Below are 21,851 nucleotides of genomic sequence, written 5' to 3' on the forward strand. Positions count from 1 at the left end.
GAGGGTGAAAATTATCCCTGCACTATCAGCTTTTGTCCGGGCTTCACTTCGTCAGAGGTCAGGTGGTTCAGCTTGCGCAACTGCTCTACTGTAACTCCCTGGTAGCGGCGGGATATATTATATAGTGTGTCGCCGGGCTGTACCATGTGCACGCGGGCAGGTATAGCAGGCTTCGGGGCTGATTTCGTAGCCACCGCCCGCCGCTCTACAGCCTGAGGGCGTATTGGGGCTACAACTTCTTCTGGAGCCGGAGCCCGCAATACCAGCTTCTGACCCGGTACTAGCTGGCTTGATTCAAGGTGGTTCCAGGTAGTAAGCTGCGCTACGCTCAGTCCTTGCTCGCGGGCTACTTTGGTCAGATAGTCGCCGGGGCGTACTACATACTTGGTAGCTGGCAGGCTGTCATCGTCAGTAGCGTTGGCCTGACGCACTACCGCAGACTCAGGAAGGGCTTTTTCCGAGGCAACCGCTGCTAGTGGCCGGGTAGGAGCCGCGCGGGATAAGGTTTTATCAGCAGATTTCCGGGTTGTGGTTAATACCTCTTCTCCCTTGTCGGGCTCTTCTGATGCCTGCGCCGTTGTGGTATTCGCTTCTACAACTGCCACCGGCGGGGCTTCTACATTTTTCTTCGCGACGGCTACTGAGGGTAGCTTAGCTGGAACCGTCCGTTTGGGTGTTGTGGCAGCTATGGTAGCATTGCTTTCTTCCGTAACCGGAACATACACATACAACTGCTGCTTAGCTACCAGCTTTTGGCCTTTTCCCAGCTTGTTCCAGCGCCGGATCTGGCTGGGGTCTACCTCATAGCGGTTGGCTAAGCTTGCCACCGTTTCGCCCCGGCGCACTGTGTGCCGGGCGCGGCGGTAGCGGGGCTTCTCAACCGGAGTAGCCGGTTCGCTGGCAGCTATAGCAGTACGGGTAGAATCGGCCCCTTTTAGCAAGGGATTAAGCGGTACAATAGGCGCTGGGGGTGGCAACGTTACTTTGCAGAAGTCCAGCAGGGTATTGCGGTCCTGCGCTACCAGTTCTGTGCGTACACAACTGGGCACCTGCAACGGGTAGTTGCGGAACGACTCAGGGATGTAATACTTGCGTAGCTCCGGGTTATAGCTCAGAATGGTCGTGGAGTCCAGTCCCATCGACTTAGCCAGCTTGTACAGATCCAGCGAACGGCCGGAAATCAGCAGCGTATCCGTGGGTTCCGGATAACGGTAATTCAGCGTTTCGGAGTGCAGGCCGTGCTCTTTGGCGTAGTTGAGCGTATAAAGCGTGGCCGTGAAAGTGGGCACGTAATTGCGCGTTTCCTTCGGCAGATAGTTGTAAATAGCCCAGAAGTCACGCTTGCCTCCGGCCCGCCGGATGGCTTTGTTGATGTTGCCACTGCCGTAGTTATAGGCCGCCAGCACCAGTTCCCAGTCGCCAAAGTAGCGATACAAATCCCGCAGGTATTTGCAGGCCGCCTCCGTCGATTTTTCCGGGTTCATGCGCTCGTCCACGAACTCGTCGCGGCGCAGGCGCAGGTCGCCGGCCGTTGGGCCCATAAACTGCCACAAGCCCACGGCACCTACCCGGGAACGGGCCTGCGGCAGCAGCGCTGACTCCACTACCGCCAGATACTTCAAATCCTGCGGCAAGTGGTACTTCGCCAGGTATTTCTCAAACAGCGGGAAATACAGGTTCTGACGCTCCAGTATGCGCTGGGTATACGTGCGGTTACGCACCGTGAAGTAATTCACGAAAGCCATAACCGTGTTGTTGAACACCAACGGCATGTCTGACTCGTAGCAGCCGATACGGTCGGCCACTAAGTCCCGGATGGCAGGGGGCGTTTGCCGCCATACCAGCAGGGCCGAGTCCGGCGCGAAAGCCGGCTCGGCCACCAGGGAGTCGGTGCGCAAAAGTTGTTGCTGCGCGTGCAGCGTATCGTCCGCACTCGGCGCGTCCGGTTTCAGTTCGGGCAGGGTTTGCCCCAGGGTAGGGCGAGCCGCGGTGGCCAGGAAGAGAAGCAGGGCGGAGGTGCGGAACGATGTACTCATCAAGTAGCGGCCGGGGTTAAGGTTTCCGTGACGGACTTGGAAAAGGCAAACAGGTGTTCTTCACGGAAGGCACCGCTCAGAATCTGTAGGCCAATCGGCAGCCCGGCTGCGTCCTGACCAAATGGAACAGAAACAGCTGGTACGCCTGCCAAAGAAGCCTGAACAGTAAAGATATCAGCAAGATACATTGCTAAAGTATCTTTTTTATTCTCCCCAATGCGGAAAGCCGTAGTAGGGGTGGTAGGCAGCACCAAAAAGTCGTACTGGCGCAGCAGCTCATCAGTGGTTTCCTTAATGAGGCGGCGTACGCGCTGTGCTTTTGTGTAGTAAGCGTCGTAGTAGCTGGCCGACAGTACGAAAGTACCCAGCAGAATGCGCCGCTGTACCTCGGGGCCAAAGCCCTGGGAGCGGGTTTTCTTGTAGAGCGACTCCAGATCGGTAGCGTCGGGCGCCCGGTAGCCAAACTTCACCCCGTCGTAGCGGCTTAGGTTAGAGCTGGCTTCGGCGGTGGTCAGAATGTAGTAGGTGGGTACGATGTAGTCGAGGTAGGGAAACTCTACCGCTTCTACCACGTGGCCCTGGCTGCGCAGCTGCTCCAGCGCGTCTTCCGTGGCCGCTTTAATTTCCGGGTTCAGACCCGGGCGCTCCATACAGTCGCGGATGTAGGCAATGCGGTAATGCGGGGCTGGCTCCAGCAGCTGGCTGTAAGCGGGCACTTCCTGCTGGCTGCCGGTGCTGTCGAAGTTGTCGGGGCCAGCCATCAGCTCCAGCAGCAACGCGGCATCTTCCACCGAGCGGGTAAGAGTACCCACCTGATCAAAAGAGGAAGCATAGGCGGAAAGCCCGTAGCGGGAAATGCGCGAATAGGTGGGCTTGAAGCCGATAACACCGCAAAAAGCGGCCGGCTGGCGCACGGAACCGCCGGTATCCGTACCCAGCGAAGCCAGGCACAGATCGGCCTGCACCGCCACGGCCGAGCCGCCCGAGGAACCGCCGGACACCCGCTCCGGGTCGGCTTCATTCCGAACCGGACCGAAGTAGGACGTCTCGTTGGAAGCGCCCATAGCAAACTCGTCGCAGTTCTGCCGGCCAATGATGATAACGTCTTCGTCGATGAGGCGCTGTACGGCAGTGGCGGTGTACAGCGACTTAAAGCCGTCCAGGATATGGCTGCTGCTCTGCAGGGTGTGGTCCTTGTAGGCCAGCACATCCTTCAGCCCAATGACCATACCCGCCAGGCGACCTGCCGTTCCGGCGGCCAGCTTGGCGTCCACGGAATCAGCCTGAGCGCGGGCTTCATCGGCGAATACTTCCAGAAAAGCATTCAGATGGCTTTTCTGCTGGATGTTATCCAGGTAATACTCCACGAGCTGACGACAGGTCATGGTGCCTGCCGTCAGCTCGTGGCGAACTTCCGTGAGGGAGTTAAATCGTCTCAAAGTCAGAGAATCAGGTGGTCGGTTGATCGAGGCGGTTGTGCTCTTCCGGCGTAGGTGGAGTAATGCCACCATCCATGGGAGGAGCTACGTGGGTTGCGGCTACCGGCGGAGTTACCGGCTGTTGCGGTGCTGCATACTGCTGGTTAAACTGCTGCTGATATGGCTGCTGGGGTTGCTGCGGGCTGCCAGCATTTTCAATCTCACTGCGGATTTCCCGCGAAGCATCTTTAAACTCGCGGATGCCTTTGCCCAGGCCACGTGCCAGCTCTGGAATCTTGTTGGCGCCAAAGAACATCAGGATAACCACCATGATCAGCATTAGCTCGCCGCCACCCAGGTCACCCAGAAAAAGAAGGAATGGAGTATGCATGACAGAAAATTACTGACGTGGTTGGGTAGAATTGTTGGGGTTGGAAGACTGGTCCCGATACTCCGGCTTTTCTTCCTTGGAAGCATCCTTAAACTCCCGGATGCCCTGGCCCATACCCCGGAACAATTCCGGAATACGCTTAGCGCCAAACAGCAGAATAATTGCAAGACCGATAAGCAGAAGCTCGGTGCCTCCAAAGTTACCGATACCAAGAAGAAGTGTGGCGAATGTCATGGCACAAGGCCCTTGGGGGCCGATTTTGAAGTTGAAATCTTGTATACGCACTAAGTGCGGGTACAGGATTGGCAAAGGTACCCTATAATTTCCAAATGCAGAATGGCAAGGCCAGCATCTGAAGTGCTTTCCGACAATCTGATTTGTGTGGTAACTACGTAGGTACGCGTGGATTAAACCGATGTGCATGGTACGGCAACAGCCATAATTTCACCTTCAACCAGTACTTTTGTATAGCGTTTTCATTAAAGCAGCAGAACCGCTCGCCTTACCCACATGATTCCTCAAAAAGTCACTCCCGTAGATAATAAGTCTATAGCCAAGCCAACCATGAAAGTGGTGAATGAGGAAGAACGATTAGAAGCGCTGCACAGCTATCAGGTGCTGGATACGCCCGCTGAACCATCCTTAGACGCCTTGACGCGGTTAGCGGCCTTAATCTGCGGCACCCCTATTTCCCTGGTGACTCTGGTGGATGCGGAGCGGCAATGGTTTAAATCGAATCTGGGGTTGGAAGCGGTGCAGCAGACGCCACGTAACGTAGCGTTCTGTCAGCATGCAATGTTCACTGATAAGGGGGTATACGAGGTCAAAAACGCCACCGAAGACCCTTTATTTCGCCACAACCCCCTGGTGACAGACGAGCCCAGCATCCGGTTTTATGCCGGGGCGCCCTTGCTGACCCCGGATGGCCTACCATTAGGCACGCTGTGTACCCTGCATACAGAGCCCCATGAACTCACGCCGCATCAGCGCGAGGCGCTGACGATTCTGGCCAAGGAAGTTTCCGTACATCTGGAACTTCGGCGTACTCAACTATTGCTGGAGCAGGAAAAGCTGAAGCTGGAAGGGCTGCTAAAAATGGCCAACGACTCGGCGCAGGCGTTGTATATGGGCAGCCGCAATGAGATTTTTGTGAAGCACGAGCAGAAGCTACAGCGCGTGCGCATCACCGATATCAATTATATCGAAGCGCTGGGCGACTACGTCAATATTTACACGAACACGGAGCGCCTGACAATCTATACCACCATGAAGGATATGGAGTCGAAGCTGCCGGCTCGCACCTTCGTGCGGGTGCACCGCAAGTATATTGTACAGCTGGAAAAACTCAGTGCTATTGAAGGCGACGTAATTGTAGTGGATGGCCTGAAAGGCGGCGTAGAGATACCCATAGGGCTTTCTTACCGGGCAGGTCTTATGTCGCGTCTAAATCTTATTTGATTAATCCCAAAACCATGAAATGTCCTTTATCGTAAAATAGGGGAATTCACCGACAAAAAATACGGATTGGACGAAAAGTCACTATTATAAACGACGGAATTTTCCTATCTTTCGCCTGTTATCGGGGGCATTCTCTACCACTCGCTGCCGCCTGCGGTGGAGAATAGACTGATAGCTAAGTTTGTTTTCATAGCTCAGAAAGGCACCGTGCGCTGTACGGTGTTTTTTTTGTGCTATTCTCAGCCGGCTTGTCCGGCGTTTTACTTTCGACCCAGCCAGTTTTCTGGGTTCAGATTGGCGCTATTGCGCCATACCTGAAACTGTACTTCACTGGTGCCCTCAGCGTCGGTATACACGGTACCAATAGCCTGGCGGGCCTGCACCTGCTGGCCCTCGCTCACGCTTACGCTGCGCAGCTTGGCATACACTGTAAAGTACTCGCCGTGCTGAATCATGACGATGTTGTTCATGCCTGCAATGCTGGCCACCGTGAGTACCTTCCCGTCAAATACGGAGCGTACCGTTTCTCCCGAGTTAGTCTGAATATCGACGCCGCGGTTTTCCACCACCACGTGCTTTAATACGGGGTGGGGGTGCTTGCCGAAGCGCTGGGCAATAAAGCCGCGACCTACGGGCCACAGCAGGCGGCCCCGGTTATCAGCAAAGGAAGAAGACAGTACCGCTGTTTCCGGTGTGAGCGTCACCCGGTCGGTACGGGCTACTTCGGCCTCGACCGGGGCGTTGCGGGCGGTGCTGCCCGGGCTACGCACGGGCGCATTACCGCGGCTGGCCGTAGCAGCTCTGCTGGCCGCCCGGTTGGCGGCCGCGCGGGCGGCCCGGGCAATTTCTTCGCGCACGCGCTGGGCAATCAGGTCATCCAGGCGGCTTACGGCTTTCTGGCGGCTGGCCAGCTTCTGACGCAGCGTTTCCTCTTGCCGGCTAAGCTGGGTTACTACCTGGTCCTGCTGGGTTTTAATGGTGAGCAGGTTGCGGTTCTCGGTTAGCTGCGAAGAGAGGAGGCTTGATTTCTCCTGCCGTTTGGCGTGCAGGCCGGTCAGCTGCCGGTTTAATTTGTCCTGGGTATTGGTAATCTGGGCGGCCTGGGCCTTGCGAACCTCCGAGTATTGCCGCACATACTGCAGCCGCCGTAATAGCTGGTTAAACGACTCCGAAGCGAACAGGAACATGATGCGGTTGTAGCTATTAGCCGTTTTGGCCGAGGCATAAATCAACCGGGAATATTCTTCTTTTAGTTGCTGCAGGGTTTGCTGGGTCTGCTGCACCTGGGTTTCCGTCTGGCGCACATCTGAGTCCAGATACTTCAGCTCGCTGGAAATATTGTTGATAACGTTCTGCTGGCCCGCAATTTTCTCTTTCAGCGCGTTCAGCTGGCCAATGGTGGCATCTTTACGCTGCTGCGTCTGCTGCAGAATGCGGCTGGTTTCGCGAATCTCGCGCAGGGCATTGCGCTTTTCCCGCTCCAGCTGGGATTTCGTGCGCCCTGTGCGGCTGGTCCGCCGCGTTTGGGACATACCCGAAACGGCCAGCAATACCAGCATCAACAGAAAGGCAACCCGCGCCTTATTTTTTCCGCACATAATCTGAGGGCACCGAGAAGGGGAACGACAGACGCTCTTTGTCCACGTCGATGTTACGGAAGTTGATGGAGGCAGTAGAAGCAGGACCCGTTGGGGGCTGAATCATGACCAGTAAGGCATTAGCAAACTGCTGAGGCTGGGGCAGCAGCGGCTTAAAATCGGAATAGTCCACCGTGAAATTGGTTTTGCTGCTGTCGTCTTTCACCGCCAGCTTCTGTACCCGCTGCCGCGTTTGCTCAATCAGCTGCTCCACAAACAGGGAGGCCTGCTGATACTGCACTTTCTGCAGCGGCCCTTCAGTACTTACGGTTAGGGCCGTGTTGGCATCGGCAGAAGGCACGTAGTTGCCTACTACCAAGGCCTGAATCTGCTGAAAAGTAACGGGCATGTTGAAGCGCTTCCGCAAATAATCGAAGTTGCCGGCGTGGTATTCCCGGTGCAGCTTGTCCAGAATCTGGACCGAATCGGGCGTGAGGTGGGCCCGCAGAACTTCTACGCCTACTACCGATACGGATACCCAGATGATGCTATCCTTGCGCATGCGCAAGGAAATGTTAGCATTGGGCATTTTCTCTCCGTTGGTTTCAATCTGCGCTTTCCCTTTGGCTGAGAGAAATTTGAAATCCAGGTTATCGGCACGTACTAAGTCAACCACTTTGGGCACTTCCGCAGCTGCCGGGCGGGTGGGTATAGCTTTGCGGGTACAGGCCCCCAGTACTATCAGCACCAACCCAAGCAACAGGGGCGCGAAGCGTTTATTCATATAATTTACGGTCTTTGATCTTCCGGTCCAGGAGTTTGGAAGTCCCGCCCAGGCGTTTGGCTTGCTGCCATTGGGTTTGTGCGCCGGCAATATCGCCAAGTTGGAACAGAACGTCGCCGTAGTGTTCCGTTACGGTGCCGTCTTTGGAGGCTTTCAGCGCCTTTTCCAGGTACTGACGGGCACCGGCATAATCTTTCATTTTGTATAGCACCCAGGCATACGTGTCCAGGTAGGTGCCATTATCGGGAAACTGCTTCACCAGCTTGCCCGACATTTCCTTGGCCTTGTCCAGCTTTTCGCCGCGCAACGACAGAAAGTAGCTGTAGTTGTTTAAGGCCTGAGCATTGTTGGCATCAAACACTAAAGCTGCATCATACGCCGCGTCGGACTTGGCATAGTCCTTCAGCTCGTGGTAGGCATCACCCAGTTGAATATCGAACTGGGCCTGTAGCTCCGGGTTATCGGCGGCCAACTTTTTGCCGTATTCCAGCGCTTTCACGCCCTTCGGGGCGCTTTTGTTCATCAGGTGCGCGGTGCCGTTATAAAACCAGAACACAGCCTGATTGGGAAACAACTCCAGGGCCCGGTCAGAATGCACCAGCAGCGAATCCGTCTGGTTCAGCTCGGCATCAATCAGGACCACCTGCTGCCAGATCTGAAACTTGGAGTTATCCAGCTTCAGGGCTTTGAGGTAAGAGGCACGGGCTTCTTTTTTATGCTCGGTAATGGACTGAATATCCCCGGCCACGGCAAAGGCTTTAGCTTCCTTGGGGTGAGCACGCATGGTAATGTCCGCCAGCTCCAGCGCGGGCTTTTCCAGTGCGGGGTTAGGGAGCTGCTTAATGTAGTCTACCAGAATCCGAACCTTCTGGTCAATATCCAGCCCGGGACTAGTGAAGGCTAGCTTCAGGTGCCGTTGCGACTCCGCAGGGTTGTTCTGCTGCCGGTACACATCAGCCAGAATCATGTGGGCCTGCGGGTTGTCGGGGTCCTGCGTCAGGGCCTGGCCGGCTACCCGGATGGCATCGGGCAGGCGGTTGTTGGCGGCGTACATTTCGGCCTGAGCCAGTACATAGCGCACTTCGTTGGGGTTGGCCGTAATCAGCGCCTCGCCTTCCTGCAGGGCTTTGTCCAGATTGTTCTGGCGCAGGTAAATCTGCTGCTTCTTGAATGATACCTCATCCAGCGGGCCAAACTGCTTTTCGGCCTGCTCCAGCGTAGCCAAAGCTTCCGGCAGCTTGTTCTGCGCCAGGTACAGGTCCGCCAGGTTAAACAGGTAGTAGCCCGAGTCGGGTACGTCCTTAATCAGAGTAGTATATACCTGTGCGGCTTGGTCAAACTGTTTCTGCGAGGCATAAATCTGCGCCAGCAGCAGATAGTAATAGGGGTTCTTCGCGTCCAGCTTCAGGGCCGCAGTAGCAAAGTTGGTGGCATCCTTCAGGTTGCCGGTCAGCAGGTTGGTTTCCGCAATCTTGTAGTTAATGGCGGCATTGTTGGGGTTGATGCGGTAGGCGGCCAGCAGCCGTTCCAGCGACTTAGTATAGTCCTCCAGCAGGGCATACTTCACCCCCTCCACAAAGTAGGACTCGCTTAGCTCCCGTTCTTTCTCCGTCAGGTCGTGTACCTGCTGGCGGGCCTGCTCCACGGCGGCACGGTGCTTCAGCTCGCGGCGTTCCTTGCGCGTGAGCTTTTGCCGCTTAGCGGGTTTCTCGGTTTTGGCCGCGGGCTGTTGTGCCATAACCGGCCCAGCCCCCAGCACCATAGCCAGGAGTAGCAGAACAACAAAAGCGGAAGAACGAGGCATAAACAAAAACGGGAGCAAACAAGATAATCGGCCGCGACGTGCCACTGGTAATGCCAGAACAACGCCGCGGCCGAAAAGTGCCTTTTATCAGACGCGCACCACGTTGTAGTCGCCCAGGCTCAGGTCATCGGGCTTACCCGTTACTGTGGCGTGGTTGCCAATCATGGAGTTGGTGACGTTGGCGTGCAGAACCGTAGCGGACTGCTGCACGATGGTGTTGGAAAGAACCGAGTCGCGCACGGCGGTGTGGCTGCCGATGGAAACGTGCGGACCTATTACCGAATTGTTGATGATGACGTTTTCGCCGATATATACCGGCGGAATCACCACGCTGTTCGTGAGCTGGGCCGAGGCGGCTACCAGGTTTTCGCCGCGCTCCTGCAGGTACTCCAGGTAGCGCTGGTTGGTGTACACGGTGGCATCCTTGTTGCCGCAGTCCAGCCACTCGGTTACGCGGCCGGGCACAAACACGGTGCCCTTATTCTTCATGTTCTCCAGGGCATTGGTGAGTTGATACTCGCCTTTGTCCTTGATATCGTTATCGAGCAGGTACTGCAGCTCGTCGCGCAGATAGTCGCCGTCCTGGAAGTAATAAATGCCGATGATGGCCAGGTCCGACACAAACTCCTGAGGCTTCTCCACGAAATCCGTGATGTGGCCCTGCCCGTCCAGTTTCACTACGCCAAAAGGCTTGGGGTCGTCCACGCGCTGCACCCAGATGGTGCCGGGCACCGAAGAATCCAAAGTGAAATCAGCCTTGAACAGCGTATCGGCAAAAGCCACGACCACCGGACCCGTGAGAGAGTCTTTGGCGCAGAGAATGGCATGGGCGGTTCCCAGGGGCTCGTCCTGATAATAGATAGAGCCTTTGGCACCTACTGACTCGGCAATCTGCACGAGGCTCTTCTCTACTTCCGTCCCGAACCGGCCGACAATGAATGCTACTTCCTCTACCTGCTCGCCGCATACTTTGGCAATATCCTCCACGAGGCGCTGCACAATAGGTTTGCCGGCAATCGGAATCAGGGGTTTAGGAACGGTGAGCGTATGGGGGCGCATGCGTTTGCCCATGCCGGCCATCGGGACGATGATTCTCATAGAGGGTCAGTGGTTGGGAAGTAAGAAGTATGGATGAGTAAGCTAGTAAATCAAAACAGAGAAACCTTAGACAGATGAAAAGCTGCCACAAATGCAGCGCTCCACCAGCCCAAGGGCTTTAGTGTACGCCAGTGCTGCCGTACCCGCCGGCACCGCGGCCCGTTTCACTCAGCTCTTCTACCGGCTCCCACACAATAGTTTCGTGCCGGGCTACGATAAGCTGCGCAATCCGCTCCCCATCCTCCACCACAAATGCCTGGTCGGAGAGATTAACCAGCAGCACCTTCAGCTCGCCCCGATAATCGGCATCGATGGTGCCGGGGCTGTTGACAATGCCGATGCCGTGCTTGTAAGCCAGACCACTACGGGGCCGGATCTGGGCCTCATAGCCTACCGGGATTTCCAGGAAAAGGCCCGTAGAAATCAGGGCGCGCTGCAGAGGCTTGAGCGTAATACTTTCCGTCAGGTTAGCACGCAGGTCGAGGCCGGCGGCATGGGCCGTCTGGTAAGCAGGCAACGGATGATGGGAGCGGTTAATAATAGGAATCTGCATCGGAAACGGGAAGAACGCGGAGAAGTTGTGCTCAGGCACGAAACAAAGCTACGAAACCAAGGCCGCCCGCCGCCCCCGAATTTCCACCAGATAGACCAGCCCTGCAAAAGCGGCGCACAAAACCAGGTGGAAGAGGTGGCGAAGCCAGTAGTCGGCTACCGGCGTGTACCAGGATATGGCTACCAGCCCAATGGCCAGGGCCAGCCAGAGGCCCAGCCGGAAAATAGGGTAGGGCACCGGAAAATGCCGGTTGCCCAGCCACCAGCAGATAGCGGCCATCATAAAATAGCAGGCCAGCGTGGTGAGGGCGCTACCCATATAGCCCAGCAAGGGAATCAGCAGAAAGTTGAGGGCAATAGTAACCAAAGCACCCCCAAAGCCAATGTAGGTGCCGAAGTACGTTTTGTCGGTGAGCTTAAACCACACCGAAAGGTTGTAGTACATGCCCAGAAAGAGGTTGGCCAGCAACAGCACCGGCACCACCACAATACCTTCGCGGTACTCCGGCCGGCGCAGAAACAGCAGCGAAAAATCCTCGATGTTAATGCTGATAAGCACGAAAATCAGCGCGCAGCAGATGGTAAACCACTTCAGAATGAGAGCAAAAGTGGCTGGGGAGTTTTTGTTGGTGCTTTGCGAAAAGAAGAACGGCTCGGCCGCGTAGCGGAAGGCCTGAATCACCAGAGACATAAAGATGCTGAGCTTGTAGCATGCCCCGTAAATGCCCACCGCCGCCAGGTTAGACTTGCCCGGGTAGAAACCCTGCGGCAGCCAGGAACCCAGCAGAATCCGGTCCAGGGTTTCGTTTACCATTCCCGCCAGGCCCATCAACATCAGTGGATAGGCGTAGCGCAGCATAGGTTTGAGGGCCGGAAAATCCAGCCGGAAACGGAAGTCTGTCAGCTCGCGCCACAGCATGAGTAGCGTAAGGGCGCTGGCGGCCAGATTCGACAGGAATACGTAGCCCACCCCAATGCTGGGGTCGTAGAGCGGGGCGAGAACAGGCTGCAGGCCCGTCAGGTATTTGCCGGCCAGTACATCGGGGCACAGCACCAAGAAAAACAGGTTCAGCCCCACGGTGAGCAGAATGTTGACCAGCCGGATGGTAGCAAACTTGCGAGCCTTGTTTTCCAGCCGCAGGCGTGCAAAGGGAATGGCCGCCATGGCATCCAGCCCCAGAATAAGCGCAATCCAGACGGCGTAGCGCTCATGACCGGGCGGCAGGTGCATCAGGTTCATGAGGGGCGTGGCCAGCAGGGCAAGCAGGCCGCTCAGCACCACACTGCTGGTCAGGACCAGGCTCAGTACCTGGCTGTACAGCGCTTTCCGGTCGGTATCGGGACGGTTGGCAAAACGGAAGTAGGCCGTTTCCATGCCGTAGGTAAACACCACGTTCAGAAACGAAACGTAGGCATACAGGGCCGTGACAATACCGTACTCTGCGGCCGCAAACCGGCTGGTATAGATAGGCACCAGCAAGTAGGACAACACCCGCCCTACAATGCTGCTTATTCCATACACGGCCGTTTGCCCGGCCAGCTTTTTTGCTACACTCATTCTAAAGAATTATGAATGCTGCCGGTTGAATTCCGAATGTATTCTGTGCTTTTCGGTCCTGTATCAGGGAGCTGGCGGGCGCATTCATCTTCAGAGTTCAGTGTCAGTATTCAGAATGAAGGGGCTATTTTCCGGTGAAGGCAGCCGGGCGCTTCTCCAGGAAAGCCTGGGTGCCTTCATGGAAGTCTTCGGAGGCGCAGCAGCGGCTAAAGGCGTTGGCTTCCGTCTGGTAGCCGTGGCGCTCCGGGTCATAGCCCGCATTTACACAGTCGATGATGAGGCCAATAGCCAGGGGAGCTTTGGTCAGAATGCGGCCCAGCAGCTGCCGACAGAAATCCAGCAGTTCGGTGCGGGTTACCACGTGGTTGACGAGACCCAACCGCAGGGCTTCCTCGGCATTCACCAGGTCAGCCGTCATGAGCAGTTCCAGCGCTTTGCCTTTGCCAATGAGTTGGGCCAGACGCTGGGTACCGCCATAGCCGGGCACCAGACCCAGGTTTACCTCGGGCTGGCCGAAGCGGGCGTTTTCCGACGCCACCCGAATGTGGCAGGCCATAGCCAGCTCACAGCCGCCACCCAGGGCAAAACCATTTACGGCCGCAATAACAGGCTTAGTGCTTTCCTCAATAGAGCAGAAGGCATCCTGGCCGTACTCGGCCACGCGGCGGCCGGTTATTTCGGTCATCTGGGCCAGCTCGGCAATGTCAGCTCCGGCCACAAATGCCTTATCTCCACTGCCCGTCAGGATAATGCCGCGTACCCGCGCATCGTCCTGAGCCCGCTGCATGGCGGCCTTAATGTCGGAGATGGTAGCCTCATTCAGCGCATTCAGCTTGGTAGGCCGGTTGATGGTAATGGTCAGAATGCCGGAAGCGGGGTCCAGCTCATACAGCAGGTTATCGAAAGAAGGCATGGGGCGTGGGTAGGATTGGAACGGCGGCAAAGATAGCGCAAAAGCCCTGTGCTATGGGCGGTAATCTAAGTGGCGAAAGCAGGGAGAAAGGTGGGGTAAACTAACAGAATGCCGGGGTAACTTCTTGTGTATGAAAATACTGGTGTTGTTGCATATTATAAGCATAACCATATATTTAGCTGTCTTATTCTTCCGTTCAACCCCAACTTTCCCTCGCTGCGTATGGGCTTTGTTTCCGAATTCAAGGAGTTTATCTCCAAAGGCAATGTGATGGATCTGGCCGTCGGGGTCATTATTGGTGCTTCGTTTGGCAAAATTGTAGCCTCGCTCACCGATGATATTCTGATGCCGATTCTCGGCCTCTTAACGGGCGGTGTCGATTTCAAGAACTGGTTTGTTTCGCTGGATGGTAAATCGTACCCCACTATAGAGGCCGCCAAAACGGCCGGTGCTGCCACCCTCAACTATGGCAACCTCATCAATGCCATCTTCTACTTCATCATCATTGCCTTCGCCATTTTCTGGCTGGTGAAGGTGGCCAACCGCTTCAAGAAACCCACGGAGGTAGTTGTAACCGACCCGGCCCCGACCAAAGACCAGGTGCTGCTGATGGAAATTCGGGACTCGCTGCGCAGCCGCGTATAACCCAGTTTCGTTTTAGGCCCAAAGGCCAGCTTTTGCTCCGGCGTGGGTAAAAGCTGGCCTTCTTCTTTTTCCTTATTTCTAACCTATGAAACCACTCTTCCTTTCTTTTCCGGCTGTTGTAAGCTGCTTATGGCTGTTGCTCCAGCCCTTAGCTACTAGGGCGCAGGTACCAAACCGGGCGCCGGTGCCGGCCGAGGCCTACAAGGTTTCGGCGACGGTGGATACCATGCAGGGCTGGCACCGGGGTGGGGCTGGTACCCTCAATTTTAGCCAGGTAAGCTTAAGTCATTGGGCGGCCGGTGGACAAAGCTCTCTGTCATTGCTGGCCATTGGCAACGTCTACACTCATTACAAAGAAGGCAGGCATAGCTTTGATGCCGCCGCCGACCTGGTATACGGCCTGCTGAAGCCCGGTAAATCACGCCTGCGCAAAAACGATGACCGGCTGGAGCTGAACAGCCGTTACGGCCGGCAGTTTACCCAAGTGCTGTCTTATGCTGCCCAGCTAAACCTCAAAACCCAGCTCACGCCTACCACCGATTTAGAAAAGCCTGATTCGTTGCTTTCGCGCTTTTTTGCGCCAGCTTTTGTGCTGGCATCGGTAGGTATTGAGTACAAGCCAACAGAACGGTTTTCTCTGTTTCTCTCGCCAGCCACAGGTAAGTTTACTATTGTAGGCGACCAGGACCTGGCAGATGCCGGTGCCTTTGGTGTGCGCGCCGCCCGGCGGGGACCCGATAACCTGCCCATAGCCGGCACCGGCGAGCGGCTGCGGGAGGAAATGGGCGCCTATCTGAATGCCCGGCTGCGGCAGCCCGTGCTGGAAAACGTAACCTACCAGTCCCGGCTAGAGCTGTTCAGTAACTACTTCCACAATCCGCAAAACGTGGATGTGAACTGGGAAAATCTGCTTGATTTTAAGGTCAATAAGTTTCTAAGTGCCAACATAGCCGCCACGCTGGTCTATGACGACGACATCCTGGTGCCCGTTGGCCACCCCGATGCGCCTGATACCCGTGGCAAGCGAATCCAGTTCAAGGAAACATTAGGCCTGGGGCTTACTTACAAATTTTAGAAAATGAACTACCTTAGCTAGCAAGCCGTTTTGCCACAGGAATACGGAAGTATGGCACGGCATATGCTCTGGTTGAGTTACAGGTATCTTGGCTTTTGATGGATATGAAGAAGTATATAATAGCTGCAGCATTACTGGTGGGTACGCTGGTTTCCTCGGAAGCCCTGGCGCAAACCGGGCCAGCTGGTCCGGGCGGGCCAGTGTTTGAAAGCTCCAAGGGGCAAGCTACTCCGCGTAAGCGCAAGGCTTCCGCCAAGGATATTGCGCGCATGCAGCGCCGCATGAGCATGAATCCCAACGAAGTAAAGCGCGACCAACAGATAGAAGTGCTGGAGGCCCGCGGTGGAGGAAACTCCAGCTATGGCAGCGGCTCCCGCGCGTTTGAGCGCGGCTCCGGCGGTTTCGTAGTGAAGCGTTTCCGGGATAAGCGCGCCGGCGCCATGCAGAAGCGGGGGATGACGCGTGCAGCTCCTGGCATTGATCCTCCCGGCAAACCGCTGGTACGCAAGAGTCGCAGAGGCTTCCACTACTCGAAATAAACGAACATAAAAAAAGCCCCGGAACAACGTTCCGGGGCTTTTTGCTTCTTCGGTAAAACCAGAGCCACCGTTCGCCTCCGGTGCTACCAAAGAAGAAATCGGAGTAATCCATTTCATCTTTAGGGGCCGCCAGGCGGGCCTGGCAGGCGTCACCAGAGGAGTAGCCCTGGTGTAGAGCGAAGGTACTAACTTCATCCTCAGCCTGTTGTTGCACCTTCAGAAGGCAGTTGACCTCTACCGGTGCGTTATTATGGTTATTCCTAAAGCTTTACCAGTTCCAGCCGCTGGTTCAGGCTGTCCAACCCGTTTGCAGGGTCGGGGTCCAGTGGATGGGTCTCGCCTAAGCCTTTCGTGGTTAGGCGGGAGGCCTCTACCCCGCCCCGCACCAAGGCTACCCGTACTGTCTCTGCCTGACGTTGGGAGAGCTTCAGGTTAGCGGCGGCGTCGCCCTCCAGGGGCGTATGTCCCTCTATCCTTATGCGCAAATCAGGGTTCTCGGCCAGCACATTTACCAAGGCGTTGATAATTGGCTGCGACTCCTCGGTGAGGGTAGCTGTGCCCGGCTCAAACTGGATGCCATGACAAACGATTTTTCCATCGGCTAGCAAGGCGTTGTAGTACTCTGTGCTGGCTTCGGCCATCTGGCGCTCCAGTGCCGCCTCTGCTTTCTGGTCGAGTTTGTTAACGATTTTTTGCGCGGCTTTGTCGGCCAGTTTGTCTTCCACTCGCCACAACAACCCGTATTGTGCCTGGGCAGCCAGTGGTAAGAGGAAAGTGAGCCATAGTGCCCAGCGCAGGTAGTGTAAGGTTTTCATAGCAATAGCAGAAATAAGGTTTCAACAGTAGAAGTCAGAAAAGACAAAGCGCCCCGCAGGCAGCTAGTACCCGCGGGGCGCTTTGTGCGCTTTATTTTTTGCGGAAGGTGGTAACCACCGTATACGTCACCCCTTCTTCGGTTTCCTGCAGGCTGAGCTTCAGTTCCTCTTTGCTGAGGTTGTCCACTGTGAACGTCTGGGATTCGCCATTTTCTACCGTTGTGAGCTTTTTGTTGCCATCCGTTAGCGTCCAGGTACCGGTGCTGGTGGTTTGCGGATCTTCCTCGTCGCATTTGCTCCCGCCTTCGTCTCCTCTAAAGGAGCCATTCTTTTCGAAGCGTATAAAGTCGTCTTTAGAGCAGCTGGGCATCCAGGCATACAGATCGGAAATAGGACCGACTTCGCTTTCTAGGGCCGGGCTGATGGTCATGGCCGACATCTGCCAGTTTTTCTCTACCAGTTGATTTTCGGTTACGGATGGGCTAGGGGAGGAGTCTTTATCCTTATCACAGGCAGTAACAGCAAGCAAAAGGGCAGCAGCAATAAATTTCAGGTTGGTTTTCATAGCACAGAAAGAGCAGAAAAGAGTGTAGTAAAAAGTAGAAGTTGAGTAAGGAGACCAGAGATTAGAATTTGGCGGAGAGCCCCAGCTTCAGATAAGACATATCATAGCCGACTTCAGCAAAGGCGCCTACCTTATCGGTGAAGTAGTAGCGCCCACCCACAAAAATGCCCGAATGCACATAGGCGCCGCCATAGCTGTTATTGTAATCATTGCCATAATAGGTGTCTTTCCAGCTTTCCAGCCGCAAACCTAGGCTGATGCCGGCGTAGGTATCTACTTTGGGGTTCTCCGTGATATTGTAATGATAGATGCCCCGCGCTGCCACGTAGATATCCGTCCAAGTGGCTTTGTAGTCGGTGCCGGGGTAGTTGTAGCGGTAAGCTTTGTAGCCTACTAACCCTCCCACGGAAATAGTGCCCGGCCCAATGTTGTCGATAATGCCGCGCTCTACCGACAGGTTGAGAGCAGGTAAGCTGGCATTGCCAAGGTAGCCGTGGCCCAGCCCCAGGCCAACGCCCAGGTTTACTGCCATAGAGCCCTTGCCAAAACCACCGGTAGCCGCGGCCGCTTTAGGTGCTACTACAGTCTTGGGCTCTGGTGCGGCGGCTACCGGGGGGACAGCCTGTGCTACGGGTGTCGTTTTTACGGGGCTGGCTGTTTTGACAGCTGGCCGGGCCGTGGTAGCCCGTGCCGTAGCACTGCCGGGCTTGGTAGCCGGGCGTATGGCAGATTTGGATTGGGCTTCAGCAGCGCCGCTTAGTAGTATCGCGCCAAAGCATAGAGAGGTAGCCAGCATTTTCATAGCAGGTAGTTGGTAGGTTGGTGATGAACAGTAGGGAATGCCTTATGGAATTGGGTGCAATTCCTTCAAGGCATGATGCAAAACTAGGCTGCCAAGCTGCTAGCGTCAATAGCATGATGATGTGACTTGGTAGCAGCATCTACCAGCAGTACAATGCAGAAAAATGCCTTGCCCGGAAAAAAATGTGGCTCTCACTACTCTCTCCCATTGCTAGAAGCAGCCGTCACTTTGAAACCGGAAATGCCTCGCTTCTGTACAAAGTACAAGGCTTATGTCCGAGTCCTATTTTTCGCTAAAAATGGCTTCTTGGCTTAGTAGCGCCTTAAGATCCCCTAAGTTGAAATCCAGGAAATGGTAAAGGGGCTTAGCTGCCATGCTACCCGTTGCCAGCAGTTCGCACAGTTGGTAATAGACTGTGTAGATCATCTGATCAGTCCATATAATTACTGACCGACTTTTCAGGGAATGCTTACAGGGGATACCCAATGATGTGAGAGTCGAGAAAAATGTTTTTCCCATTTTGTGCCCTCCTGGTTACTTCTGCCTGATAGAATAGCTGGCCTAAGGGCCTAAACACACAACGCCCCGGCCTTTGCAGACCGGGGCGTTGTACATTAATTATTGGATTAGCGCTTACAGCGTCCGTTTTACTTCTTGTTCTTCGAAGCCCTCAATGTTGTCGCCTTCACGCAGGTCATTGAAGCCTTTCACCGAAATACCGCATTCGTAGCCTTGGCGTACTTCCGACACATCGTCTTTGTAACGCTTCAGGTCCTGTACCTCGCCGGAGTATACCACAATGCCGTTGCGCACTACGCGTACTCGGGTTTTGCGGGTGAAGGTACCGTCCGTTACCATACAGCCAGCAATAGTGCCCACTTTGGTAATGTTGAATACCTGACGAACTTCGGCGTTGGCCACCACTACTTCTTTCACCGTTGGGGCCAGCATGCCTTCCATGGCATCCTTTACCTCGTTGATGGCATTGTAGATGATGGAGTACAGACGAATATCGATCTGCTCCTGCTCGGCCAGCTTGCGGGCACTCTGCGAGGGCCGAACCTGGAAGCCAATGATGATGGCATCAGAGGCCGAAGCCAATAGAACGTCGCCTTCCGAAATGGCACCCACACCCTTGTTCAGGATGTTTACAGCCACTTCCGGCGTGCTCAGCTTCAGCAGGGAGTCGGCCAGTGCTTCTACCGAGCCGTCCACGTCACCTTTCACAATAACGTTCAGTTCTTTGAACGAACCAATTGCCAGACGACGACCAATTTCATCCAGGGTAATGTGTTTCTTGGTGCGTAGACTCTGCTCACGCGAGAGTTGCTGCCGTTGCGTAGCCAATTCGCGTGCTTCGCGCTCAGTCTCCATCACCTGAATCTTGTCGCCGGCCTGTGGAGCGCCAGTCAGACCAAGCACCTGTACCGGAGTAGCCGGGCCAGCTGACTTCATCTTCTTGCCGCGGTGGTCGGTCATGGCCTTTACGCGGCCGTAGTGCGGACCAGCCAGCACAATGTCGCCCACGTTCATGGTACCGGTTTGTACCAGAATAGTGGTTACGTAGCCGCGGCCTTTGTCCAGCGAGGCTTCGATAACAGCACCAACGGCGTTGCGGCTTGGGTTAGCTTTCAGCTCGAGAATCTCGGCTTCCAACAGTACCTTCTCCAACAAGTCCTCAATACCCAGGCCGGTTTTAGCCGATACTTCCTGCGACTGGTACTTGCCACCCCATTCTTCTACCAGCACGTTAATAGCTGACAGTTCCTCGCGGACTTTATCGGGGTTGGCACCAGGCTTATCAATCTTGTTAAGGGCAATTACGATAGGCACCCCAGCCGCCTGGGCGTGGTTGATAGCTTCCTTCGTCTGCGGCATCACCGAGTCGTCGGCAGCTACCACGATGATGGCAATGTCCGTAATCTTGGCACCACGGGCACGCATGGCGGTAAACGCTTCGTGACCGGGGGTATCGAGGAAGGTCACCCGCTTGCCGGAAGCCGTCATTACATCATAAGCACCAATGTGCTGTGTAATACCACCAGCTTCACCTTTAGCTACGCTGGCATTCCGGATATAGTCAAGCAACGAAGTCTTACCGTGGTCGACGTGGCCCATGATAGTCACGATAGGCGCACGGGGCTGCAGGTCTTCTTCGTTGTCCTCAATTACGAGTTCTGCTTCATCTTCCTCCGCCGACAGGAACTCTACGTCATAGCCGAATTCATCGGCAATAACCGTAATAGCTTCCGCGTCAAGGCGCTGGTTGATGGAAACGAACATGCCCATGGTGAGGCAGACCTTAATTACCTCGTTCACGGAAACGTTCATGAACGAAGCCAGGTCGTTAGCCGAGATAAACTCGGTTACCTTCAGAATCTTAGCATCCAGCTCGTTTTGCTGACGCATAGCTTCCCGATCTTCCGCAGCACCGGCCCGCTTATCACGGCGATACTTAGCGCGGTTGGTCTGGTTGCCACCACGGCCACCGCTGAGCTTAGCCAGTGTGGCTTTGATCTGCTCCTGGATCTGCTTGTCATTCTGCTCCGGAGTAGCAGGTGTAACGGGGCGCTGTGCACCACCTTGGCCCTGGCCGGGACGCTGACCAGCATGCGTTGAACGCTGAATCGGACGGCTGTTCTGATCGGGACGGCCTTGGCCGGGACCCGGGCGGTTACCCTGCTGGGCGCCACCTTGGCCACCACCCTGACCACCCTGGCCGGGTTGACCGGTGCCGGGGGTAGGAATACGCTGGCGTTTCTTCTTATTATCAGGAGCTAGGCCACTTTTCCGAACATCAGAAGAAGCAACCGGGCGAGCACCACGGCCACCTCGACGCGAGGAATCCGTGGGCAGTTCAATCTTGCCCAGAACCGTCAGACCTTTCAGTTGGTCGGCTTTGGCTACAATAGTACCGGCGGGTTCTTCTGTAGTTGGCGTTCCTGCTTCCGGTGCCGCTGCAGCAACCGGAGCCGAAGCAGGGACAGCAGGGGCTGCTGGTGCCTGAGCTACCGGAGCCGGAGCTGGTGTTGGCGCTACGGGGGCAGGAGCCGGTTCTACTTTGGGAGCAGGCGGCGTTACCGGAGGGGCTGGTGCTGCGGCTACCGGAGCAGGCTCTACTTTAGGAGCAGGTGCCGGGGCAGGAGCGGATACAGGCTTTTCTTCTGCCTTAGGGGCAGGAGCAGCAGGCTGAGGAGCCGGGATAGGTGCTGCGGCCACTGGAGCTGGCTTAGGCGGCACCGGGCGGCCTTTCGCATCCAACTCAATTTTCCCCATCACCTTCAGGCCGGGTACTTTAGGCGCTTCTTCCGTAATAGCGGGGGCAGGAGCAGGTGTTGGCGCAGCAGCAACAGGTGTTGGCGCCGGTGCCGGAGCAACCGGGGCCGCAGGCTTGGGCTCTTCTGTAGGCTTAGCTGCCGGAACTGGAGCTACAACCTCTGCTTTCGGAGCCGTAGGCTCCGGACGCGGGTGTGCCTCCAGCTCGCTCTGGCGCTTGGCCTGGCTGAGCTTGGCTGCCTCGATCTTATCCTGTGCCGATGACTCGAAGGCTTTGTTGAGCAGGGATACCTGCTCCGCCGTCAACTTAGTCGTCGGTTTATTGTCGATCTGAATGCCTTTTTCCGCTAAAAAATCCACGATAGTGGACAATCCAACGTTCAGGTCTTTGGCCGCCTGATTCAGCCTCTTGGTTGCTGCTTCCGCCATTCTATGCTCGCGAACGATACTCTTATTCAGTTGCAAAGGTACTATTTTAAATCTTGCCGAGCGGCGTTAAATCCAGCCGCGGGGCCCGATTTAACGCCTTTGCCGTACCGGCCGCC

Annotated in this window: 19 protein-coding genes; 4 read left to right on the forward strand and 15 right to left on the reverse strand. The window is 55.7% G+C overall.

From position 1 onward, the window contains the following. Window positions 1-11: 11 nt before the first annotated feature. Genes Q4G72_RS03805 through Q4G72_RS03820 form a run of 4 tightly spaced genes read right to left on the reverse strand, consistent with a single transcriptional unit; the run spans window position 12 to window position 4,079 of the window. Window positions 12-2,036: a LysM peptidoglycan-binding domain-containing protein gene (locus Q4G72_RS03805; RefSeq protein ID WP_303310105.1), complete on the reverse strand. Its 2,025-nt coding sequence runs from the start codon at window positions 2,034-2,036 to the stop codon at window positions 12-14. Further along, the gene (gene gatA / locus Q4G72_RS03810) at window positions 2,036-3,475 is read right to left on the reverse strand and encodes an Asp-tRNA(Asn)/Glu-tRNA(Gln) amidotransferase subunit GatA (protein WP_303310106.1); all 1,440 of its coding nucleotides are present in this window, start codon (window positions 3,473-3,475) and stop codon (window positions 2,036-2,038) included. The genes Q4G72_RS03805 and gatA overlap by 1 nt, the downstream gene beginning before the upstream one ends. 10 nt (window positions 3,476-3,485) lie before the next feature. Further along, the gene (locus Q4G72_RS17870) at window positions 3,486-3,845 is read right to left on the reverse strand and encodes a Sec-independent protein translocase subunit TatA/TatB (protein WP_368408960.1); all 360 of its coding nucleotides are present in this window, start codon (window positions 3,843-3,845) and stop codon (window positions 3,486-3,488) included. A gap of 9 nt (window positions 3,846-3,854) precedes the next feature. Next, window positions 3,855-4,079 (reverse strand): twin-arginine translocase TatA/TatE family subunit, encoded by a 225-nt coding sequence (locus Q4G72_RS03820; RefSeq protein WP_303310107.1) that lies wholly within the window; start codon window positions 4,077-4,079, stop codon window positions 3,855-3,857. A 276-nt stretch (window positions 4,080-4,355) separates the two neighbouring features. On the opposite strand from Q4G72_RS03820, the gene Q4G72_RS03825 reads away from it, so the two are divergent. Beyond that, window positions 4,356-5,303: a GAF domain-containing DNA-binding protein gene (locus Q4G72_RS03825; RefSeq protein WP_303310108.1), complete on the forward strand. Its 948-nt coding sequence runs from the start codon at window positions 4,356-4,358 to the stop codon at window positions 5,301-5,303. 260 nt (window positions 5,304-5,563) lie between these two features. On the opposite strand, the gene Q4G72_RS03830 is transcribed toward Q4G72_RS03825, so the two are convergent. The 7 genes from Q4G72_RS03830 to Q4G72_RS03860 form a co-directional block, all read right to left on the reverse strand. After that, complete coding sequence (locus Q4G72_RS03830; RefSeq protein WP_303310109.1) at window positions 5,564-6,901, reverse strand: murein hydrolase activator EnvC family protein; 1,338 nt, start codon at window positions 6,899-6,901, stop codon at window positions 5,564-5,566. After that, window positions 6,885-7,664: a lipoprotein insertase outer membrane protein LolB1 gene (gene lolB1, locus Q4G72_RS03835; RefSeq protein WP_303310110.1), complete on the reverse strand. Its 780-nt coding sequence runs from the start codon at window positions 7,662-7,664 to the stop codon at window positions 6,885-6,887. The genes Q4G72_RS03830 and lolB1 overlap by 17 nt, the downstream gene beginning before the upstream one ends. Then, on the reverse strand, window positions 7,657-9,468 hold the full coding sequence (locus tag Q4G72_RS03840) for a tetratricopeptide repeat protein (protein ID WP_303310111.1): 1,812 nt from the start codon (window positions 9,466-9,468) through the stop codon (window positions 7,657-7,659). Before Q4G72_RS03840 ends, lolB1 begins: the two co-directional genes overlap by 8 nt. Before the next feature lie 87 nt (window positions 9,469-9,555). After that, entirely contained in the window at window positions 9,556-10,566 is a 1,011-nt protein-coding gene (locus tag Q4G72_RS03845) for a sugar nucleotidyltransferase (protein ID WP_303310112.1), read from the reverse strand. Between the two features lie 118 nt (window positions 10,567-10,684). Next, the gene (gene dut / locus Q4G72_RS03850) at window positions 10,685-11,119 is read right to left on the reverse strand and encodes a dUTP diphosphatase (RefSeq protein ID WP_303310113.1); all 435 of its coding nucleotides are present in this window, start codon (window positions 11,117-11,119) and stop codon (window positions 10,685-10,687) included. A gap of 48 nt (window positions 11,120-11,167) precedes the next feature. Next, on the reverse strand, window positions 11,168-12,676 hold the full coding sequence (locus tag Q4G72_RS03855) for a lipopolysaccharide biosynthesis protein (protein WP_303310114.1): 1,509 nt from the start codon (window positions 12,674-12,676) through the stop codon (window positions 11,168-11,170). A gap of 124 nt (window positions 12,677-12,800) precedes the next feature. Continuing rightward, a complete protein-coding gene (locus Q4G72_RS03860; RefSeq protein ID WP_303310115.1) occupies window positions 12,801-13,589 on the reverse strand; it encodes an enoyl-CoA hydratase/isomerase family protein in 789 nt (262 codons plus the stop codon). Between the two features lie 222 nt (window positions 13,590-13,811). Here Q4G72_RS03860 and mscL point away from each other — a divergent pair, with 222 nt between their 5' ends. The 3 genes from mscL to Q4G72_RS03875 all read left to right on the forward strand — a co-directional run bounded on the left by mscL (window position 13,812) and on the right by Q4G72_RS03875 (window position 15,848). Continuing rightward, window positions 13,812-14,234 (forward strand): large conductance mechanosensitive channel protein MscL, encoded by a 423-nt coding sequence (gene mscL, locus Q4G72_RS03865; RefSeq protein ID WP_303310116.1) that lies wholly within the window; start codon window positions 13,812-13,814, stop codon window positions 14,232-14,234. A gap of 85 nt (window positions 14,235-14,319) precedes the next feature. Next, on the forward strand, window positions 14,320-15,309 hold the full coding sequence (locus tag Q4G72_RS03870) for a DUF3078 domain-containing protein (protein ID WP_303310117.1): 990 nt from the start codon (window positions 14,320-14,322) through the stop codon (window positions 15,307-15,309). A gap of 104 nt (window positions 15,310-15,413) precedes the next feature. After that, the gene (locus Q4G72_RS03875) at window positions 15,414-15,848 is read left to right on the forward strand and encodes a hypothetical protein (RefSeq protein ID WP_303310118.1); all 435 of its coding nucleotides are present in this window, start codon (window positions 15,414-15,416) and stop codon (window positions 15,846-15,848) included. A gap of 260 nt (window positions 15,849-16,108) precedes the next feature. Here the strand turns inward: Q4G72_RS03875 and Q4G72_RS03880 are convergent, their stop codons facing one another. The 4 genes from Q4G72_RS03880 to infB form a co-directional block, all read right to left on the reverse strand. Next, window positions 16,109-16,663 carry an OmpA family protein gene (locus tag Q4G72_RS03880; protein WP_303310119.1) on the reverse strand — a complete coding sequence of 185 codons (555 nt, stop codon included), beginning with the start codon at window positions 16,661-16,663 and terminating at the stop codon, window positions 16,109-16,111. 91 nt (window positions 16,664-16,754) lie between these two features. Next, entirely contained in the window at window positions 16,755-17,228 is a 474-nt protein-coding gene (locus Q4G72_RS03885; protein WP_303310120.1) for a lipocalin family protein, read from the reverse strand. Between the two features lie 61 nt (window positions 17,229-17,289). Beyond that, on the reverse strand, window positions 17,290-18,030 hold the full coding sequence (locus Q4G72_RS03890; RefSeq protein ID WP_303310121.1) for a hypothetical protein: 741 nt from the start codon (window positions 18,028-18,030) through the stop codon (window positions 17,290-17,292). Between the two features lie 633 nt (window positions 18,031-18,663). Beyond that, on the reverse strand, window positions 18,664-21,735 hold the full coding sequence (gene infB, locus Q4G72_RS03895) for a translation initiation factor IF-2 (protein WP_303310122.1): 3,072 nt from the start codon (window positions 21,733-21,735) through the stop codon (window positions 18,664-18,666). Between the last annotated feature and the right edge of the window lie 116 nt (window positions 21,736-21,851).

Origin of the sequence: Hymenobacter sp. BT730 (genome assembly GCF_030542105.1) — a bacterium.
Taxonomy (GTDB): domain Bacteria; phylum Bacteroidota; class Bacteroidia; order Cytophagales; family Hymenobacteraceae; genus Hymenobacter.

What these genes read in the sequence shown, in the direction of transcription:
- Q4G72_RS03805 (WP_303310105.1), bottom strand. Translation starts at nt 2,036, where the DNA reads ATGAGTACATCGTTCCGCACCTCCGCCCTGCTTCTCTTCCTGGCCACC.
- Q4G72_RS17870 (WP_368408960.1), bottom strand. Translation starts at nt 3,845, where the DNA reads ATGCATACTCCATTCCTTCTTTTTCTGGGTGACCTGGGTGGCGGCGAG.
- Q4G72_RS03820 (WP_303310107.1), bottom strand. Translation starts at nt 4,079, where the DNA reads ATGACATTCGCCACACTTCTTCTTGGTATCGGTAACTTTGGAGGCACC.
- Q4G72_RS03825 (WP_303310108.1), top strand. Translation starts at nt 4,356, where the DNA reads ATGATTCCTCAAAAAGTCACTCCCGTAGATAATAAGTCTATAGCCAAG.
- Q4G72_RS03830 (WP_303310109.1), bottom strand. Translation starts at nt 6,901, where the DNA reads ATGTGCGGAAAAAATAAGGCGCGGGTTGCCTTTCTGTTGATGCTGGTA.
- lolB1 (WP_303310110.1), bottom strand. Translation starts at nt 7,664, where the DNA reads ATGAATAAACGCTTCGCGCCCCTGTTGCTTGGGTTGGTGCTGATAGTA.
- Q4G72_RS03840 (WP_303310111.1), bottom strand. Translation starts at nt 9,468, where the DNA reads ATGCCTCGTTCTTCCGCTTTTGTTGTTCTGCTACTCCTGGCTATGGTG.
- Q4G72_RS03845 (WP_303310112.1), bottom strand. Translation starts at nt 10,566, where the DNA reads ATGAGAATCATCGTCCCGATGGCCGGCATGGGCAAACGCATGCGCCCC.
- dut (WP_303310113.1), bottom strand. Translation starts at nt 11,119, where the DNA reads ATGCAGATTCCTATTATTAACCGCTCCCATCATCCGTTGCCTGCTTAC.
- Q4G72_RS03855 (WP_303310114.1), bottom strand. Translation starts at nt 12,676, where the DNA reads ATGAGTGTAGCAAAAAAGCTGGCCGGGCAAACGGCCGTGTATGGAATA.
- Q4G72_RS03860 (WP_303310115.1), bottom strand. Translation starts at nt 13,589, where the DNA reads ATGCCTTCTTTCGATAACCTGCTGTATGAGCTGGACCCCGCTTCCGGC.
- mscL (WP_303310116.1), top strand. Translation starts at nt 13,812, where the DNA reads ATGGGCTTTGTTTCCGAATTCAAGGAGTTTATCTCCAAAGGCAATGTG.
- Q4G72_RS03870 (WP_303310117.1), top strand. Translation starts at nt 14,320, where the DNA reads ATGAAACCACTCTTCCTTTCTTTTCCGGCTGTTGTAAGCTGCTTATGG.
- Q4G72_RS03875 (WP_303310118.1), top strand. Translation starts at nt 15,414, where the DNA reads ATGAAGAAGTATATAATAGCTGCAGCATTACTGGTGGGTACGCTGGTT.
- Q4G72_RS03880 (WP_303310119.1), bottom strand. Translation starts at nt 16,663, where the DNA reads ATGAAAACCTTACACTACCTGCGCTGGGCACTATGGCTCACTTTCCTC.
- Q4G72_RS03885 (WP_303310120.1), bottom strand. Translation starts at nt 17,228, where the DNA reads ATGAAAACCAACCTGAAATTTATTGCTGCTGCCCTTTTGCTTGCTGTT.
- Q4G72_RS03890 (WP_303310121.1), bottom strand. Translation starts at nt 18,030, where the DNA reads ATGAAAATGCTGGCTACCTCTCTATGCTTTGGCGCGATACTACTAAGC.
- infB (WP_303310122.1), bottom strand. Translation starts at nt 21,735, where the DNA reads ATGGCGGAAGCAGCAACCAAGAGGCTGAATCAGGCGGCCAAAGACCTG.